This is a genomic window from Roseomonas gilardii, assembly GCF_001941945.1.
In the GTDB taxonomy this organism is placed as follows: domain Bacteria; phylum Pseudomonadota; class Alphaproteobacteria; order Acetobacterales; family Acetobacteraceae; genus Roseomonas.
In genome coordinates, this window is the sequence record NZ_CP015583.1 from 1374793 (window position 1) to 1390573 (window position 15781).

General features: G+C 69.4%; 15 protein-coding genes. 9 read left to right on the forward strand and 6 right to left on the reverse strand.

All coding sequences use genetic code 11. The features are described from left to right. Positions 1 to 251 precede the first annotated feature (251 nt). The 5 genes from RGI145_RS06125 (at position 252) to RGI145_RS06145 (ending at position 5093) form a co-directional block, all read left to right on the forward strand. Positions 252 to 908 (forward strand): MBL fold metallo-hydrolase, encoded by a 657-nt coding sequence (locus RGI145_RS06125; RefSeq protein WP_075797665.1) that lies wholly within the window; start codon positions 252 to 254, stop codon positions 906 to 908. Then, positions 905 to 1456: an NUDIX domain-containing protein gene (locus tag RGI145_RS06130; protein WP_208863937.1), complete on the forward strand. Its 552-nt coding sequence runs from the start codon at positions 905 to 907 to the stop codon at positions 1454 to 1456. The genes RGI145_RS06125 and RGI145_RS06130 overlap by 4 nt, the downstream gene beginning before the upstream one ends. A 176-nt stretch (positions 1457 to 1632) precedes the next feature. Beyond that, the gene (locus tag RGI145_RS06135; RefSeq protein WP_075797666.1) at positions 1633 to 3261 is read left to right on the forward strand and encodes an inorganic phosphate transporter; all 1629 of its coding nucleotides are present in this window, start codon (positions 1633 to 1635) and stop codon (positions 3259 to 3261) included. A 120-nt stretch (positions 3262 to 3381) separates the two neighbouring features. After that, on the forward strand, positions 3382 to 4677 hold the full coding sequence (locus RGI145_RS06140; protein ID WP_167668242.1) for an OprO/OprP family phosphate-selective porin: 1296 nt from the start codon (positions 3382 to 3384) through the stop codon (positions 4675 to 4677). Positions 4678 to 4796: 119 nt separating this feature from the next. Further along, complete coding sequence (locus tag RGI145_RS06145; RefSeq protein ID WP_335740092.1) at positions 4797 to 5093, forward strand: alkylphosphonate utilization protein; 297 nt, start codon at positions 4797 to 4799, stop codon at positions 5091 to 5093. Here the strand turns inward: RGI145_RS06145 and RGI145_RS06150 are convergent, their stop codons facing one another. Continuing rightward, a complete protein-coding gene (locus RGI145_RS06150) occupies positions 5094 to 5651 on the reverse strand; it encodes an L-2-amino-thiazoline-4-carboxylic acid hydrolase (protein WP_167668243.1) in 558 nt (185 codons plus the stop codon). Between the two features lie 148 nt (positions 5652 to 5799). On the opposite strand from RGI145_RS06150, the gene RGI145_RS06155 reads away from it, so the two are divergent. Then, on the forward strand, positions 5800 to 6432 hold the full coding sequence (locus RGI145_RS06155) for a peroxiredoxin (RefSeq protein ID WP_075797668.1): 633 nt from the start codon (positions 5800 to 5802) through the stop codon (positions 6430 to 6432). A gap of 58 nt (positions 6433 to 6490) precedes the next feature. After that, positions 6491 to 7453, forward strand: coding sequence for a cysteine synthase A (locus tag RGI145_RS06160; RefSeq protein WP_237183275.1), 963 nt, complete (start codon positions 6491 to 6493; stop codon positions 7451 to 7453). Positions 7454 to 7476: 23 nt separating this feature from the next. Here RGI145_RS06160 and RGI145_RS25400 read toward each other — a convergent pair whose 3' ends face one another. Further along, a complete protein-coding gene (locus RGI145_RS25400) occupies positions 7477 to 8019 on the reverse strand; it encodes a VOC family protein (protein ID WP_167668244.1) in 543 nt (180 codons plus the stop codon). Positions 8020 to 8302: 283 nt separating this feature from the next. Then, a complete protein-coding gene (locus RGI145_RS06170) occupies positions 8303 to 9205 on the reverse strand; it encodes a bestrophin family protein (protein WP_075797671.1) in 903 nt (300 codons plus the stop codon). Positions 9206 to 9399: 194 nt separating this feature from the next. Here RGI145_RS06170 and RGI145_RS06175 point away from each other — a divergent pair, with 194 nt between their 5' ends. Further along, on the forward strand, positions 9400 to 10440 hold the full coding sequence (locus RGI145_RS06175) for a YncE family protein (RefSeq protein WP_075797672.1): 1041 nt from the start codon (positions 9400 to 9402) through the stop codon (positions 10438 to 10440). Between the two features lie 4 nt (positions 10441 to 10444). Here the strand turns inward: RGI145_RS06175 and RGI145_RS24950 are convergent, their stop codons facing one another. Then, complete coding sequence (locus tag RGI145_RS24950; protein WP_156878451.1) at positions 10445 to 10603, reverse strand: hypothetical protein; 159 nt, start codon at positions 10601 to 10603, stop codon at positions 10445 to 10447. A gap of 73 nt (positions 10604 to 10676) precedes the next feature. Next, entirely contained in the window at positions 10677 to 12827 is a 2151-nt protein-coding gene (locus RGI145_RS06180; RefSeq protein ID WP_075797673.1) for a malate synthase G, read from the reverse strand. Between the two features lie 248 nt (positions 12828 to 13075). On the opposite strand from RGI145_RS06180, the gene RGI145_RS06185 reads away from it, so the two are divergent. After that, entirely contained in the window at positions 13076 to 14692 is a 1617-nt protein-coding gene (locus RGI145_RS06185) for a gamma-glutamyltransferase (protein WP_075797674.1), read from the forward strand. A gap of 48 nt (positions 14693 to 14740) precedes the next feature. On the opposite strand, the gene RGI145_RS06190 is transcribed toward RGI145_RS06185, so the two are convergent. Next, positions 14741 to 15646 (reverse strand): polysaccharide deacetylase family protein, encoded by a 906-nt coding sequence (locus RGI145_RS06190; protein WP_075797675.1) that lies wholly within the window; start codon positions 15644 to 15646, stop codon positions 14741 to 14743. Positions 15647 to 15781: the final 135 nt, after the last annotated feature.

A 15781-nucleotide genomic window follows, 5' to 3' on the forward strand; every position in this document is an offset into this window, starting at 1 on the left:
GGAGGGCCTTATTCGATCGGACGAGGACAGGGCCATGATCCAGGGACGGGAGGCGCGGACAGAATTCTGGACATCATTGTCCTTGGGGACGGCAAGCTAGGGCCCCGGGGGTGTCACCGCAATTGCATGGTGCCCCGATGGCGCCCCACCGGGCATCACCCTCGCGTGACGATGGCAACCCGGCGGCCGGTGCTGGCATGCCGCGGCGGCCCGTGCCAGTTCTGGCGGCCAGCAAGACAGGGGCTGATGCCATGACATCTTCCGAGGCTCTGCGCGGCGCGATCCTGCCGGTCACGCCCTTCGGCCAGAACTGCCTGATCCTTTGGGACGAGGCAACGAAGCGTGGGGCGGTGGTCGATCCGGGGGAAGCCGGGCCGGTGCTCGCCGCCCTGAAGGATCTTGGCGTAACGGCGGAGAAGGTCCTGCTGACCCATGGCCACCTGGACCATGCGGCGGGCGCCGCCGAGGTTGCCGAGACGCTTGGCATCCCGGTCGAGGGACCGCACGACGCGGACCGCTTCCTGTTGGACGGGCTGGCGCAGTCGGCGGCGCAGTACGGCTTCCCGGGGCGGCCGGTGGTGCCGGACCGCTGGCTGGCCGAGGGCGACACGGTGGAGGTCGCCGGGCACCGCTTCGAGGTGCTGCACTGCCCCGGCCATACGCCGGGCCATGTGGTGTTCTTCGATCCGGCCGCGCGTTTCGCCGTGGTGGGGGACGTCATCTTCCGCGGCTCCGTGGGGCGGACGGACTTCCCCTATGGCGACGGGCCAGGGCTGGTCCGGGCGATCCGGGAGAAGCTCTTCCCGCTGGGCGACGACGTCGCCTTCCACTGCGGTCACGGGCCGGGCGGGACGCTGGGCGAGGAACGGCGCAGCAACCCCTATGCCGGGGATGGAGCCGCCGCGTGAGCGCGGAGGAGCCCGATATCGTCTGTACGGGCAGCCGGCTGGTCTATGAGAACCGCTGGATGCGGCTGCGCGAGGACACGGTGCGGCGGCGTGACGGCTCGCCCGGCCTGTTCGGCGTGGTGGAGAAGACCGATTTCGTGACCGTGGCCGCAGTGCAGGACGGCATGGTCCATATGGTCGAGCAGTACCGCTATCCGGTGGCGCGCCGCTGCTGGGAGTTCGTGCAGGGCATGTGGGAATATGCGCCCGGCACCGACCCGCTGGAACTGGCGCGGGCCGAGCTTCGGGAGGAGACGGGGTTGCGCGCGGCGGAGATGCGCTATGCCGGGCGGCTCTTCCTCGCCTACGGCTTCTGCACCCAGGCGAACCACGTCTTCCTGGCCACCGGCCTCTCGCCGGGCGAGGCGGCGCTGGAGGTCGAGGAGCAGGACCTGGTGACACGGGCCATGCCCCTGGAGGAGCTGGAGGCGATGATCCAGGACGGCGTGATCGAGGACCAGTCCACGGTGGCGGCCTTCGGCCTGCTGCGCCTGAAGGGCATGCTGTGAGAGAAGCTCCGGAAAGGGGCTTCCCGGTTCCGCTACCATGAGTGGAACGAACGCGATGTTTTCAGCGCTCCGGCCGTGAATGGCTGTCTGCAGACTGAAATGTTCACTCGATTGCAACGGGTGCTTCCGGCGCATCCTCGCTACAGCGGTCCCCGTCTGTCACATCTGGGGACCTGATGTCCGACACCATCCTTCGGGGAGCAGCCGAGACGCTGACCTCCTCGCGCCCGGATCTCGACCGCAAGCCGCATACCCTCGGGGCCATCGCCTTCATCCTGGTGCTCGCCGCCGGGCTCGGATACGCGGCCTTCAGCATCGCGCAGGACATGCGCAGCGTGGGCGAGCATGGCCTGGCGACCGGAGCCCTCGTGATGCTCGGCCTGGCGCTGGTGATCGCGCTGGGCTTCGAATTCGTGAACGGCTTCCACGACACGGCGAATGCCGTTGCGACGGTAATCTACACGCACAGCCTGCCGCTCCTGACAGCCGTGGTCTGGTCGGGCTTCTGCAACTTCCTGGGCGTGCTGACCTCCAGCGGCGCGGTGGCCTTCACCGTCGTGACCCTGCTGCCGGTGGAACTGATCCTGCAGGTCGGCAGCGGCGCGGGCTATGCCATGATCTTCGCGCTGCTGCTTGCGGCCGCGATCTGGAACCTGGGGACCTGGGCGATGGGGCTGCCCAACAGCTCCTCGCACGCGCTGATCGGCTCCATTATCGGCGTGGGCCTCGCCAACCAGCTCATGGCGCCGGCCGGTTCGGCCACGTCCGGCGTGGACTGGAACCAGGCGATCGGCGTGTTCAAGGCGCTCCTCTTCAGCCCGCTCATCGGCTTCGTGCTGGCGGCGGTGCTGCTGCTGGCGATGCGCTTCGTGATCCGCAACGAGGCGCTCTACAAGGCTCCGGAGGGCAACAAGCCGCCGCCGATGGCGATCCGGGCCCTCCTGGTCGCCACCTGCACCGGCGTCTCCTTCTTCCATGGCAGCAATGACGGGCAGAAGGGCATGGGGCTGATCATGCTGATCCTGATCGGCGCCGCGCCCACGGCCTATGCGCTGAACCGTGCCATGCCGGACAGCACCACACCCGCCTTCGTCGAGATGACGCACCGGGCCAGCGATATCTTCGCCACCCGTGCCGGCAGCGCCCCGAAGCCGGAGAATGCCGCCGCCGCGCGCGCCGTCGTTGGCGACGCGCTGAAGGCGCGCGAGGTCAACCGCCCCGAGGTCTATGCCGCCCTGGCGGTGCTGACCCAGGATATCGGGCGGCAGGTGCAGGGCTATGGCGCGGTGCGGCTGGTGCCCGCGGCGGCAACATCGAATGTTCGCAACGACATGTACCTCGCCTCCGACGCGGTGCGGGTGATGGGTGCGCATCCGGACGGGTTCGGCGAGGAGGAGATGGCGACACTGAAGTCGCTGCGTGGCCTGCTCGACGACGGCACCAAGTTCATCCCCACCTGGGTCAAGGTCACGGTGGCGCTGGCACTGGGCCTTGGCACGATGGTGGGCTGGAAGCGCATCGTGGTCACGGTGGGCGAGCGGATCGGCAAGACGCACCTGACCTATGCGCAGGGGGCGTCGGCCGAGATCGTGGCCATGGGTACGATCGGGCTGGCCGATGTCTATGGCTTGCCGGTGTCCACGACGCATGTCCTTTCCAGCGGCGTCGCCGGCACCATGGTGGCCAATGGCTCCGGGCTGCAGTGGTCCACGGTCCGGAACCTGGCGATGGCCTGGGTGCTGACCCTGCCGGCCGCCATGGCCATCGCCGGCGGTCTCTACGTGCTGCTGCGCCAGGTCTTCTGACGGTGAGGGCCGTCGGTCGCCGGCCGCGCCGCCGGGTCCCCTCACCGCATCGTCATGGCGCGGGCGCGGCGAATTCATGCTTGAGGAGCGATCGTCAGGATGGGCCGGGAAGCCTCCGTCATGCCGATACGTCTTGCCGCCGCGTTGCCGGGCGGTGTCGTTGCCCTGGTCGCTGCCCTGGCCCTCCCCCCGGCCGCAGCGGCGCAGGAGGCGGCCGGGAAGGACTGCAAGGCCCGGGACGGGGCCGACCAGGGCGGCAGCCTGCCATCCGGCGAGGCGTTGCAGAAACGGCTGACCCTGTGCCTCGACGGGGATGACTTCACCATCCGGCCGCTGTTGCGCTTCGACCTCGATGGCGTGTCCTTTTTCGGCCAGGAGCGGCCGGGCGGCTTCGATTCCGGCACGCAGGTCCGGCGGGCGCGGCTGGGCGCGGCCGGCAACCTGCCCGCCGGCTTCGGATACCGGGTGATCTGGGAGTTCGGCGGCTATCCGAGCCGGACCAACTTCCTCTACGAGGCGCAGCTCACCTACAGGATTCAGGAATGGGGCATGGTCCGGGCCGGGGCCTATACGCCGCAGCACCTGCCGGAATATGCCGCCAGCTCCTTCGACCTGCTGTTCCTGGAGCGGTCGGCGATCAGCAACATCGTGGCCGGCCTGGCGAGCGGGGATTCGCGGGAGGCGCTGGGCCTGGAGGCGCGTGGCCGGGACTGGAACCTGAGCCTCTACGGCACGGGCGGCACCAGCTCGGCGCTGCACGACCACCGGCAGCGCGGCCTGGCCGGCCGGGCCGTCGCGGCGTCGGATGAAGGCGGGCTGCTTCATCTGCAGGCGGGGTTCGACGTTGCGGCGCAGTTCGATCCGGGCACCGTGCCGGGCAACGACACGCTGCGGCTGCGCGACTATCCGGAGCTGCGCGGCGACGGCACGCTGCGCTTTCTCGACACCCGGTCGATGGGCGCTCAGGAGGTCTATGCCTATGGGCCGGAACTGAGCGGCACGATCGGCCCCCTCTATGTCGAGGCGCTCTACCAGCAGATCGTGGTGGACCGCGGCCATGGCGGGACGAGCCGCTTCGACGGCTGGTACGCGCAGGCCGCCCTGCCGCTCCTTCCCTGGAACGGCAAGCGGCGGCGCAGCGCAGAGACGGGCACCTGGCGGCGGCCGGCCACCAGGGGCTGGGCGGGCCTCGACGGCCATCCGGGGGCGCTGGAACTGGCGGCGCGCTACAGCACCGTGAACCTGAACGATGGCGCGGCGCGGGGTGGCACGCAGAGCATCTGGACGGTGGGGCTGAACTGGTATCTCTCGGAGAACCTGAAGGTGCAGACCCAGTACCAGAACGGCCGGGTCGCCCTGGATGGGCCCGACCGCCTGTTCCAGGCCTGGGCGGTGCGGCTGGCCTTCAACCTCTGACCGTCCAGGCCTGCGCGGAGGCGCCGGCACCGGCGCGCCACCCCGGCATGCCGGTTCCGCGCTTGCGGCGCGGCGGCCGGGGCGGGAAGAAGCCTCGCGTTTCCGTGATGAGGATGGCGATGAGCGACGAGGACTACGTGTATGACGAGGCCACCGGCGAGTGGCGCCCGGCCAGCGAGATGAAGGCGGCGGCGCAGGCCCGGCCGGAGGTGCGCGATGCCTCGGGCAACCTTCTCGCCGACGGGGATTCCGTCACGCTGATCAAGGACCTGAAGGTGAAGGGGGCGAACCAGACCCTGAAGCAGGGCACGGTCATCCGCTCGATCCGCCTGACCGACGATCCGGAGGAGATCGACTGCCGCCACGACACGATCAAGGGCCTGGTGCTGCGCACGGAGTTCGTGCGGAAGCGTTGATCACGCCTCGCCTGGGCTCGGCGAAAGGCGCAGTTCGCAGCAGCCCCGGTCACCCGGCTTCCAGGTCCGCGCCGTGAAGCCGATGCCGCTGGCGCCGAAGACGCCATGATCGGCACGGCCGGCGATGCGGCAGAGCAGGGCGATCTCCTCCGGCGTCCGTCCGTCCTCCTCCCAGGCCTCCTTCAGCGGGCAGCGTTCCACCTGCACGATCAGCGTGCCGTCCGCTTCCTCGCACAGCCGGTGGGGAAAGAGCCGGCCCCAGTCCGGGCTGGCGCGCGTCAGGAAGGTTTCCGCCACGGCATGGGGCGTGGGGGCGCCGAGCCCGGCGAAGAGGGCAGCGCCCGCCGCCGCGCCCCGACGCTCGATGGCAAGCGACAGCAGGCGCTCGGCCTCCGCCTCGCCATGGGCCTCCCGCAGCGTGGCGAGCAGGTCCCAGTAGAGGCGGCCGCGCGCCTTGAAGGCGGCATCGAGCTCGGCGGCGAGGCGGGCGGCACGCTCGGCCGGGGCAGGCTCCCCGGCGGGCAGGGCGGGGGAGGGGATCTCGCGCGATTCGGCCATAATGGGGAGAAGGCTCGTTCCTGACCGGCCCCGCTGTCCACATGGATTTTCTACCCTGCCTTCCCTGCGGAGGACGATCTTTCCGCAGTTGCGAAACCTCCGGCCGCATGGACAGAGTGCCTCCCCCCTTCCCGCAGGAGAGACCCGCATGCTGCAACTCGGCCAGGTCGCGCCCGATTTCGAGGCGGAGACGACGCAGGGGCGTATCCGCTTCCATGAATGGCTGGGCGACTCCTGGGGTGTCCTGTTCAGCCACCCGAAGGATTTCACCCCCGTCTGCACCACGGAGCTGGGCATGACGGCGCGGCTGAAGCCGGAATTCGAGAAGCGGGGCGTGAAGGTCATCGGGCTGAGCGTGGACACGCTTGATCGCCATGCCGGCTGGGATGCCGATATCGCCGAGACCCAGGGCGCGGCGGTGAACTTCCCGATGATCTCGGACCCGGACCGGGCCGTCGCCAACCTCTACGGCATGATCCATCCCGAGGCCGATCCCTCGGTGACGGTGCGGACGGTCTTCGTGATCGATCCGAACCGAAAGATCCGCCTGATGCTGGTCTATCCGCCGAGCGCGGGCCGGAACTTCGACGAGGTGCTGCGCGTGATCGACAGCCTGCAAACCACGGACCGGCACAAGGTGGCGACGCCGGTGAACTGGCGGCCGGGCGATCGCGCCATCGTGCTTGCCTCGTTGAGCGACGAACAGGCGAAGCAGCAGTTCCCCCAGGGTTTCACCACGGAGAAACCCTATCTCCGCTGGGTCGAACTGCCGAAGGAGTGATGCCTTGAGCCTGTCTGGTCCCGTCGATGGCTTCTGGGGTGCGGTCGGCCGCACCCCGATGATCCGGCTGAAGCGTGCCTCGGAGCTGACGGGCTGCGACATCTTCGCCAAGGCGGAGTTCATGAACCCCGGCGGTAGCGTGAAGGACCGCGCGGCGCTGGGTATCCTGGGCGATGCGGTGGACCGCGGCCTGCTCACCCCCTACCAGCCGGGCACGGTGGTGGAGGGGACGGCGGGCAATACCGGCATCGGCCTGGCGCTGGCGGCGAATGCACGCGGCTGGCGCTCGGTGATCGTGGTGCCGGAGACGCAGAGCCGGGAGAAGATCGACTTCCTGCGGATGATCGGCGCCGATGTGCGACTGGTGAAGGCCATGCCCTATGCCGATCCGGGCAATTACGTGCATGTCTCCCGCCGTCTGGCGGAGGAGTTGTCGGCCGAGGGGCCGACCATCTGGGCGAACCAGTTCGACAACCTCGCCAACATGCATGTGCATGAGCGCACCACCGGGGCGGAGATCTGGGACGAGCTGGACGGCCGCATCCACGCCTTCACCTGCTCCTGCGGCACGGGCGGCACGCTGGCCGGCGTGGCCCGGGCGCTGAAATCCCGGAACCCGGAGGTGCGGATCGTGCTGGCCGATCCGATGGGCAGCGCGCTCTATTCCTGGGTGAAGACCGGGCGGCTGCATGCCGAGGGGAGTTCGATCACCGAGGGGATCGGGCAGGCGGCCCGGGTGCCGGGCAACCTGGAAGGCGCGCCGATCGACGATGCCGTGCAGGTGCATGACGAGGCCATGCTGGCGGAGGTCTATGCCCTGCTGGCCGAGGAAGGGCTGAGCGTCGGCGGCAGCGCCGGGCTGAATGTCGCGGCGGCGATCCAGGTGGCGCGGGAGATGGGCCCGGGGCACACGGTGGCGACGATCCTCTGCGACGGCGGGGCGCGCTATCAGTCCAAGCTGTTCAACCCGGAATTCCTGGCCACCAAGGGCCTGCCGGCGCCGCCCTGGCTGCGGGGATAGGGGGGCTCGTCGCGCCCCCAGGATCAACCGGGTGGGCGAGCCGTCCGGCGGAGTTGCCTGTGCGCCTCCATCTGGACCGCATGACGGTGCGGCAGATCGGTGGCGTCCACGTCCTCAATCCGGGTCAGGATGCGCCAGACGTGGCCGAAGGGGTCATGGAACTGCGCGATGCGATCGCCCCAGTATCCATCCTGGACGGGACAGGCGGGCTGGTCCGGCCGCGAGCCTGCGGCGACAGCTCTGACCAGGAGCGCATCCACGTCTTCCACGTATAGGGTAAGGAAGCTGGAAGCGGCGCCGGCAGAGACAGGAGCGCGCGGCCAGTCTGGACGCGGGGCATCCCGCCAACGCGGATTCTCGCGGGTAACGAAAAGCGGAGTCCCGCTCAGGCGCAGTTCAGCCCAGAACGCTTCCATGCCGGGCTCCGCGCCGGGGTGGAGGGCATGACTGCGCCTGAGTTCCGTGGCGCCGAGGATGTCACGGTAGAAATCCGCGGCCCTGGCCACGTCCTGCACGATCAGCGTGATGCCAAGTTCGCCAGGGGCCTGACTACCTCGTATCGCCATGTGCGGTCTCCCATAGCCGGCCACGAATGCCGCGGCACAGTAGGGAGGACAAAGCGTTCCTGGAAACGCGATTCCCGGACTCGGTCGGAGGAGGGGGCCGAAAAAAGAAAGGCGGCTCCGAGGAGCCGCCAAGTTTAGGGAGGAAACGTCCAAGAAATGCAGCCTCACATCTCTGCGATGCTGCACAGCGACAATATGGACGGTCTGGTCCATCCATGCAAGCCCAAATTCACAACCCAATTTGCCCTGTATGCATTTCCGGGTTGCAGGGGCCGAAGTTTTCTCACCACAGGACATCGCCCACGGGCTGCAAAGGTTTCGGCACGTCCAACTCGCCGATCGATTGCAACAGGTCGATCTCGATGGTCCGGCAGATGGCGTTCAGCGGCACGTCGTTCGGCGTGTTCTCGAACGGGTCCTGGATATCGTCGCCGATCTGCTCCATCACCAGCAACATGAGCCCCACGACGGTGGAGGCGAGCGGGGTGTAGAGGCCCAGGCTTTCCACCAGCCCGAGCGGCAGCAGCACGCAGAACAAGTGGACGAAGAAGCGGGGGTAGAAGGTGTATTGCCGGGGCAGAGGCGTGTTCTTGATCCGCTCCATGCCGCCCTGGGCATTGGCCATGTCCACCATCGTCGCCTCGATGCGGGACTGCCGGATATTGTCCATCCAGCCGCGGTCCAGCGCATCGCCGACCAGCCGGGCGGAACCGTTGAGGATGGCGTTGGGTACGTTGTTGAAGCGGTGGAGATGGGCGACCTCCTCCGGCTCCATGTGCCGGGCGAGCTCGTCCCAGCACTCCTGTTTGCGGAGCTGGCAGCGCAGGGCATGCACATAGGCGACCTGCCGCTGCACCAGCCGGCGCTTCAGCGGCACCGCCTCCGGCGTGTCGGGCAGGAAGGCCAGGACCTCCCGCCCATAGGAGCGCGAGGCATTGACCATGGCGCCCCAGAGGGTCCGCGCCTCCCACCAGCGGCCATAGGCGCTGTTGTTGCGGAAGCCCAGGAAAAGCACCAGCGCCGAGCCCAGGAGCGGCAGGGGAAGCACCGGCAGATAGACGCTGAAATCGTGGTGGAGCGTGACATAGGAGACCACGATCAGGACGTCCCAGATCAGGAAGATGACCAGGGGCCATCCCAGCCGGGCCATCATGCGGTGCAGCTGAACGTCCTTCGGAACGATCATGCGGTTCGGTTCTTCTCCGTTGTTCGGCGGTCGGGGCAAGAGGCATCCCGGCGCCCCGCCACTGCTGCAACGCAGCATGTCCTCGGGGGTTAGGCCAAGAATCCGAGTGTTACAGGGGCAACCGCCTCTCCGGGTGCGCGTCATGAAGGCAGCGGGTGCCACCCGCGGATGCGCGGAGCCGGGAGACACATCACATGATCGAAAGACGCGGCATGCTCGCCGGCGGCCTCGCCAGCATGGCCTCGGTGGCGGCGGGCCTGCCGCTGGGGGAGGCCCGGGCGCAGAGCGGCAATGGAGGGGGCAACGGTCCCGCCTCGCTGCTGCTGGTCATGGAGAAGAACGCGGGGAAACTCGCCTTCTTCGACGCGGCGGACGGTACGCGGGTTGGCGAGGTCGGGCTACCTGCCTATCCGCATGAATTCGTCGTCGATGCGCAGGGGCGCTTCGCCTATGTCGGCCATTACGGCCTGCCGAGTTCCGACAAGCCGGGCGAAGGCGGACATTCCGTGGTCGTGGTGGATCTCGGCGAGCGCCGCGTGGCGCGGACCATCGACTGCGCGCCCTTCAACCGGTTGCACGGGATCGGGCTGGATGGGCAGGGCAGGCTCGGCGTGCTGAGCGAGGGGCGCGACACGCTGCTGATCCTGGACGACCCCGCCAGGGCCACGCGCCCGGACCGGCAGGCCGCCACGGGTGGGCGCAAGACGCACCTCTTCTCCTTCAGCCGGAACGGCGAGCGCGCCTATGTCACCGGCCTGGAATCCGGCACGGCCAGCCTGGTGCGTCCCCATGACCGGGGCGCGAAGCCGGTGGTGACGAAGACGGGACAGATGCCGGAGGGCAATTGCCTGAGCCCGGACGGCAAGGTCTTCTATGTCGGCAACCGGCGCAGCGGGACGGTGAGCGTGCTGGATGCCGGGAGCATGAAGCTCAGGGACCAGCGCGATGTCGGCGGCGATCCGCTGCGTCTCTACGCGCTGCCGGACGGGCGGATCCTGCTCGCGGATCTGGAGCGCGAGAGCATCAGCCTGCTGCGGCCTGACCTGCGCGAGATCTGGCGCCTGCCGCTGGGCGCGAAGCCGAGCGCGGCCTCGCTGCACCCGGGCAAGGCGGTGGCGTTCGTCTCCCTCGCCTCGGACGAGGTGGTGGCGGTGGACCTGGAGGCGAGGTGCATCGAGCAGCGCATCAGGACCGGCGCGGGCGCGGACGTGACCCGGCTGTTGCAGCAGGGCTGAGGCGTCAGCGCCGGACGAAGAGCGCGATCGCCAGGACGATGCAGGCGAAGGCCAGGATGCCGAACATCGCCTGCACGACGGAGTAGTTCTCCGCCCCCGTCGCCACGAAGACGGAAGCCAGGCTGCCGCCGAGATAAAGGATCAGCCGGACGATCAGTCCCATGGCGCGGTGCTCCTTCCCGTGGCGGCCGGCGCCACCGGGCCATGTGGCCCGGCGGCACGCGGCGCGGGCATCGTCAGCCCGCCTTCGCCTCGCGGCGGCGGCGGGTGAGGATGAACTCGGTATAGCCGTTGGGCTGGGTCGTGCCCTCGAAAACGAGGTCGCAGGCGGCCTTGAAGGCAGGGCCGTCGAAGCCAGGCGCCATCGGGCTGTACAGCGGATCGCCCGCATTCTGCTGGTCCACCACCCCCGCCATGCGGCGCAGGGTCTCCGTCACCTGTTCCTTCGTGGTGACGCCGTGGCGCAGCCAGTTGGCGATGTGCTGGGCGGAGATGCGCAGCGTGGCGCGGTCCTCCATCAGCGCGACATCGTGGATGTCGGGCACTTTGGAGCAGCCGACGCCCTGATCCACCCAGCGCACGACATAGCCGAGGATGCCCTGGGCGTTGTTGTCCAGCTCGGCCTGCACGTCGGAGGGCGCCCAGTTGGTGTCCTTGGCCAGCGGCACGGCGAGGATGTCCGACAGCTTCGCGCGGGGCCCGCCGGCCGCGATCTCCCGCTGCCGCTCCAGCACGTTCACCTGGTGGTAGTGCAGGGCGTGCAGCGTGGCGGCGGTGGGGGAGGGCACCCAGGCGGTGTTGGCTCCGGCCTTCGGGTGGCCGATCTTCTGCACCAGCATGTCCGCCATGGCATCGGGCGCGGCCCACATGCCCTTGCCGATCTGCGCCTTGCCGGCGAGGCCGCAGGCGAGGCCGGTATCGACGTTCCAGTCCTCATAGGCCTTGATCCAGGGCTGGGCCTTCATGTCGGCCTTGCGCACCACGGCGCCGGCTTCCATGGAGGTGTGGATCTCGTCGCCCGTGCGGTCGAGGAAGCCGGTGTTGATGAAGACCACCCGCTCCCGCGCCGCGGCGATGCAGGCCTTGAGGTTGGTGGTGGTACGACGCTCCTCGTCCATGATGCCCATCTTGAGCGTGTTGCGCGCCATGCCGAGGATGTCCTCGACCCGGCCGAACATCTCGACGGCGAAGGCCACCTCCTCCGGCCCGTGCAGCTTGGGCTTCACGATATAGACGGAGCCGGCGCGGCTGTTCATGCGGCGGCCGTCCGGACCGATATCGTGCAGGGCGATGGCGCCGGTGATCAGCGCGTCGAGCATGGTCTCGGGCACCGGCTGGCCGTCCAGCGTCACCACGTCGGTCAGCATGTGGTGGCCGACATTGCGCACCAGCATCAGCGAGCGCCCCGGCAGGGTCAGCGTGCCGCCATCCGGCGCGGTCCAGCTCCGGTCCGGGTTCAACTGGCGGGTGACGGTCTTCCCGCCCTTCTCGAAGCTCTCGGCGAGGTCGCCCTTCATCAGGCCGAGCCAGTTCCGGTACACCACCACCTTGTCGGCGGCATCGACGGCGGCGACGGAATCCTCGCAGTCCTGGATGGTGCTGACCGCGGATTCCAGGATCAGGTCGGAGATGCCGGCGGCATCGTCCTTGCCGATCGGGCTCGTACGGTCGAAGACGATCTCCAGGTGCAACCCGTTCTTCCGAAGCAGCACGGCGCCGGGCGAGGCGGGTTCGCCGGAATAGCCCGCGAACTGCGCGGGATCGCGCAGCGCCGTGGTGGTTCCACCCTTCAGCGTCACGACCAGCGCGCCGTCCTTCACCGCATAGCCCGTGGCATCGGCATGGGAGCCCTGGGCGAGCGGCGCGGCCTCGTCCAGCGCGGCGCGGGCGCGGGCGATCACCTGGGCGCCACGGGCGGGGTCGTAGCCCTTCTGCTTCGGCCCTTCCTGCGGGATGGCATCAGTGCCGTAGAGCGCATCGTAGAGGCTGCCCCAGCGCGCATTGGCGGCGTTGAGCGCGTAGCGGGCGTTGTTCACCGGCACCACGAGCTGCGGCCCGGCGATGGTCGCGATCTCCGCATCCACGTTCCCGGTGGAGACCTGCACCTCGCCCGGCGGGTCGAGGAGGTAGCCGATCCCGCGCAGGAAGCTCTCATAGGCCGCCGCGTCGATCGGCTTCGCGGGATGTTCGCGGTGCCAGGCATCGACCTTGGCCTGGATCTCGTCGCGCTTCGCCAGCAGGGCGGCGTTGCGGGGGGCAAGGTCGCGCAACAGGGCTTCCATGCCGGCGAAGAAGGCATCCGGCGCGACGCCGGTGCCGGGCAGGGCTTCCTTGACCAGGAAGGCTTCCAGTTCGGGGGCCACCCGCAGGGCGCTGCTCGCCGCCATGACCTGTTCCTCCGGAGATATGATCCAGTCCAGGAGATAACCGCCTTCGCGGTGCCGGGCAAAGGGGCCTGGACCGGACCCGGGAACGGGTCGCCCCCGGGGCATGGGCAAATCTGCGACAGGACAGGCCCCGGATGCGTTCCCCGCGCGGCGGACAGGGCATCCGCGCCGCCGGCAAAAACCGGGATGGCAGGGGTTGCGGCACGCTGCGGGCGGGCGGAGGCTGCCGCGCCGAAGGAGCCATGTCCATGTCCCAGCACGCCTCGCCGAACCTCGCCGACTACCAGCCCCGGCCGCACCGCACCCAGAACTGGGCGGTGACCAAGCCTTCCGCGCGCGGCAAGCGCGGCATGGTGGTGTCGCAGAGCAAGGCGGCCGCCGAGGCGGGCGTGGCGGTGCTGGAGGCGGGTGGCAATGCGGCGGATGCGGCGGTGGCAGCAGCCTTCGCGCTGGCCGTGGTGGAACCCTGGAACAGCGGCCTCGGCGGCATCGGCTTCGGCATGGTGCACCGCGCCGGGGCGGAGAATGCCGAGGTGCTGGATTTCGGCCCCGTGGCGCCGAAGGGGGTGGACCCCGCCGCCTACAGGCTGACGGGCCAGGTGAAGAAGGACTTCTTCACCTGGCCGGAAGTCGAGGGCGACCGCAACATCCACGGGCCGCTCTCGGCGCTGATCCCCTCCTCGGTGGCGGGCTACGACCTGCTGCGCGAGCGGTTCGGCACGGGAATGCCCCTCGCGGAACTGCTGGGCCCGGCGGTGGCGCTGGCACGGCGTGGGCTGCCGCAGGACTGGTTCACGCTGATCAAGGTCGCGGCATCGGCGAAGATCATCCGCCTCTATCCGGAAAGCGCGCGGATCTACCTGCCGGACGGGTTGCCGCCGACGCCGCCCTACCAGGGCAATCCGGGCTTCTTCCGCCAGGGCAACCTCGCCGAGACGCTGGAGCGGCTGCGGCGGCACGGGTTGCGCGACTTCTACGAGGGCGGTGTCGCCGCCGACCTCGTGGCGGATCTGCGGGAGCTGGGAAGCTTCGTTTCCGCCGGGGATCTCGCGGAATGCCGCGCCGCGGTCCGGCCCGCCACGGTGCTGGACTGGCGCGGGCGCTTCCGCGTGCAGTCGGCTGGTGGGCTGACCGCGGCGCCGACCCTGGCGGCGGTGATGCGGCAGATGGCGGAGGTGCGGCCGGGCGGCGAGCCGGATGCGGCCTGGTACGTGGCGCTGTCGCAGGCGATGCGCGATGCCTATGCGGAGCGGCTGACCAGCCTGGGCGCCGCGAACCCGCCACCGGAGCCGGCGGAAACCTGCACGACGCACCTGACCGCCACGGATGCGGAGGGGAACATGGTGTCGCTGACCACGACGCTGCTCTCCTCGATGGGCGGCCGCATGGTGCTGCCGAAGACCGGCGTGCTGATGAACAACGGCATGATGTGGTTCGACCCGACGCCGGGTTCGGCCAATGCGATCCGCCCCGGTGCGCGCCCGCTGTGCAACATGCTGCCGCTGACGGTGTCCGAGGCGGGCAAGGCCGGGCCGGTGATCGCCGTCGGTGCCTCGGGTGGGCGGCGCATCCTGGCCAGCGTGTACCAGATGCTGGCCTATTCGCTCGATTTCGGCATGGGGCCGGAGGCGGCGGCGGCGATGCCGCGCATCGACGTGTCCAGCCCCGACGCCACCAGCGCCGACCCGCGCCTGCCCGGCGCCGTGCTGGAGGCGCTGGCGGGGCAGGGGGGGCTGGAGTTGGTGGAGCATGCCACCATGCCGGTGAACTATGCCTGCCCGAACATCATCCGCTGGGAGGATGGCGAGGCGGTGGGGGTGAGCGACGTGATGTCGCCGAGCTCGGGCGCCGTGGCGGCGGGTTGAACCGGCTCCGGGGGGAGGGCTGGCCTCCCCCCGGATGATGCCGCCGCTTCAGGCCGGAGCGGCGGCATTCTCCTTGCAGTAGCGCGCGACCTGCTCGTGCGTCAGGAAGCAGACACCCTCGAAGCCCTTGATGTATTCCACCAGCCGGTCGAGCAGCGCGATGCGCGAGCGGTGGCCGATGATGTGCGGGTGCATGGTGAGCAGGAAGAGCCCGCCCTCGGCATAGGCACCGTCGAATTCCGCCTTGAAGATCTCCTCCACGGCGGAAGGCGGCGTATAGGGGCGCAGGCCGCTGAAGCGCTGGAAGTTCAGATAGGGCGCGTCGTCCTTGATCCATTCCGGCGGCAGCTCGACGATGCCGGTGGGGACGCCGTCGGCGACGATCTCATAGGGGTCGTCATCCGCCATCAGGCTGCTGTCGTAGAGCAGGCCCATCTCCCGGATGATGTCCATCGTATCGACCGAGAAGTCCCAGGAGGCAGTGCGGATGCCGACGGGACGGCGCCCGGCGGTCTTCTCCAGCACATCGGCGGCGCGCATGGTCAGGTCGCGCTCCGCCCCCGGCGGCAGGGTGGTGTTGGCCTCGTGGATCCAGGAATGGATGCCGATCTCGTGGCCCTCATCGGCCAGGGCGCGCACCTCCTCCGGATAGATCAGCGCCGAGACCGCCGGATAGAAGAAGGAGGCCGGGATACCATAGCGCTTCAGCAGCGCGCGGATGCGGGGGATGCCGCGCCGGCTGCCGTACTGCCCCTGGCTGATGCGCATCGGGCTCTCGTCGGCATCGCGCAGCGGCGTGGTATCGTGGTCCGCGTCGAAGGAAAGGGCGACGCAGCACCGCGCGCCGCCGGGCCAGGAGGCGGGCGCCAGGGAGCGGCCGGCGCGGGCACGGTTGACCATCCTGCGCCAGGTCGGCTCGGGCCATTCCCAGGGCTTCATGGGCTGGTCGCTCATCGTCTCACCTCTCGGCTCGGAAGGCGGACACGAGAGAGCCGCGGCGGCTCGCCGTCAACACCCGGTGGCGAGGCGGAAGGCGGCGGGCGGGGCTGGCACGCCGATTGCTCCGAACCGGGGCACCGCAACCGCGCG

Coding starts and splice junctions, on each gene's coding strand:
- RGI145_RS06125 (WP_075797665.1), top strand. CDS start 252: ATGACATCTTCCGAGGCTCTGCGCGGCGCGATCCTGCCGGTCACGCCC.
- RGI145_RS06135 (WP_075797666.1), top strand. CDS start 1,633: ATGTCCGACACCATCCTTCGGGGAGCAGCCGAGACGCTGACCTCCTCG.
- RGI145_RS06140 (WP_167668242.1), top strand. CDS start 3,382: ATGCCGATACGTCTTGCCGCCGCGTTGCCGGGCGGTGTCGTTGCCCTG.
- RGI145_RS06145 (WP_335740092.1), top strand. CDS start 4,797: ATGAGCGACGAGGACTACGTGTATGACGAGGCCACCGGCGAGTGGCGC.
- RGI145_RS06150 (WP_167668243.1), bottom strand. CDS start 5,651: ATGGCCGAATCGCGCGAGATCCCCTCCCCCGCCCTGCCCGCCGGGGAG.
- RGI145_RS06155 (WP_075797668.1), top strand. CDS start 5,800: ATGCTGCAACTCGGCCAGGTCGCGCCCGATTTCGAGGCGGAGACGACG.
- RGI145_RS06160 (WP_237183275.1), top strand. CDS start 6,491: ATGATCCGGCTGAAGCGTGCCTCGGAGCTGACGGGCTGCGACATCTTC.
- RGI145_RS25400 (WP_167668244.1), bottom strand. CDS start 8,019: ATGGCGATACGAGGTAGTCAGGCCCCTGGCGAACTTGGCATCACGCTG.
- RGI145_RS06170 (WP_075797671.1), bottom strand. CDS start 9,205: ATGATCGTTCCGAAGGACGTTCAGCTGCACCGCATGATGGCCCGGCTG.
- RGI145_RS06175 (WP_075797672.1), top strand. CDS start 9,400: ATGATCGAAAGACGCGGCATGCTCGCCGGCGGCCTCGCCAGCATGGCC.
- RGI145_RS24950 (WP_156878451.1), bottom strand. CDS start 10,603: ATGGGACTGATCGTCCGGCTGATCCTTTATCTCGGCGGCAGCCTGGCT.
- RGI145_RS06180 (WP_075797673.1), bottom strand. CDS start 12,827: ATGGCGGCGAGCAGCGCCCTGCGGGTGGCCCCCGAACTGGAAGCCTTC.
- RGI145_RS06185 (WP_075797674.1), top strand. CDS start 13,076: ATGTCCCAGCACGCCTCGCCGAACCTCGCCGACTACCAGCCCCGGCCG.
- RGI145_RS06190 (WP_075797675.1), bottom strand. CDS start 15,646: ATGAGCGACCAGCCCATGAAGCCCTGGGAATGGCCCGAGCCGACCTGG.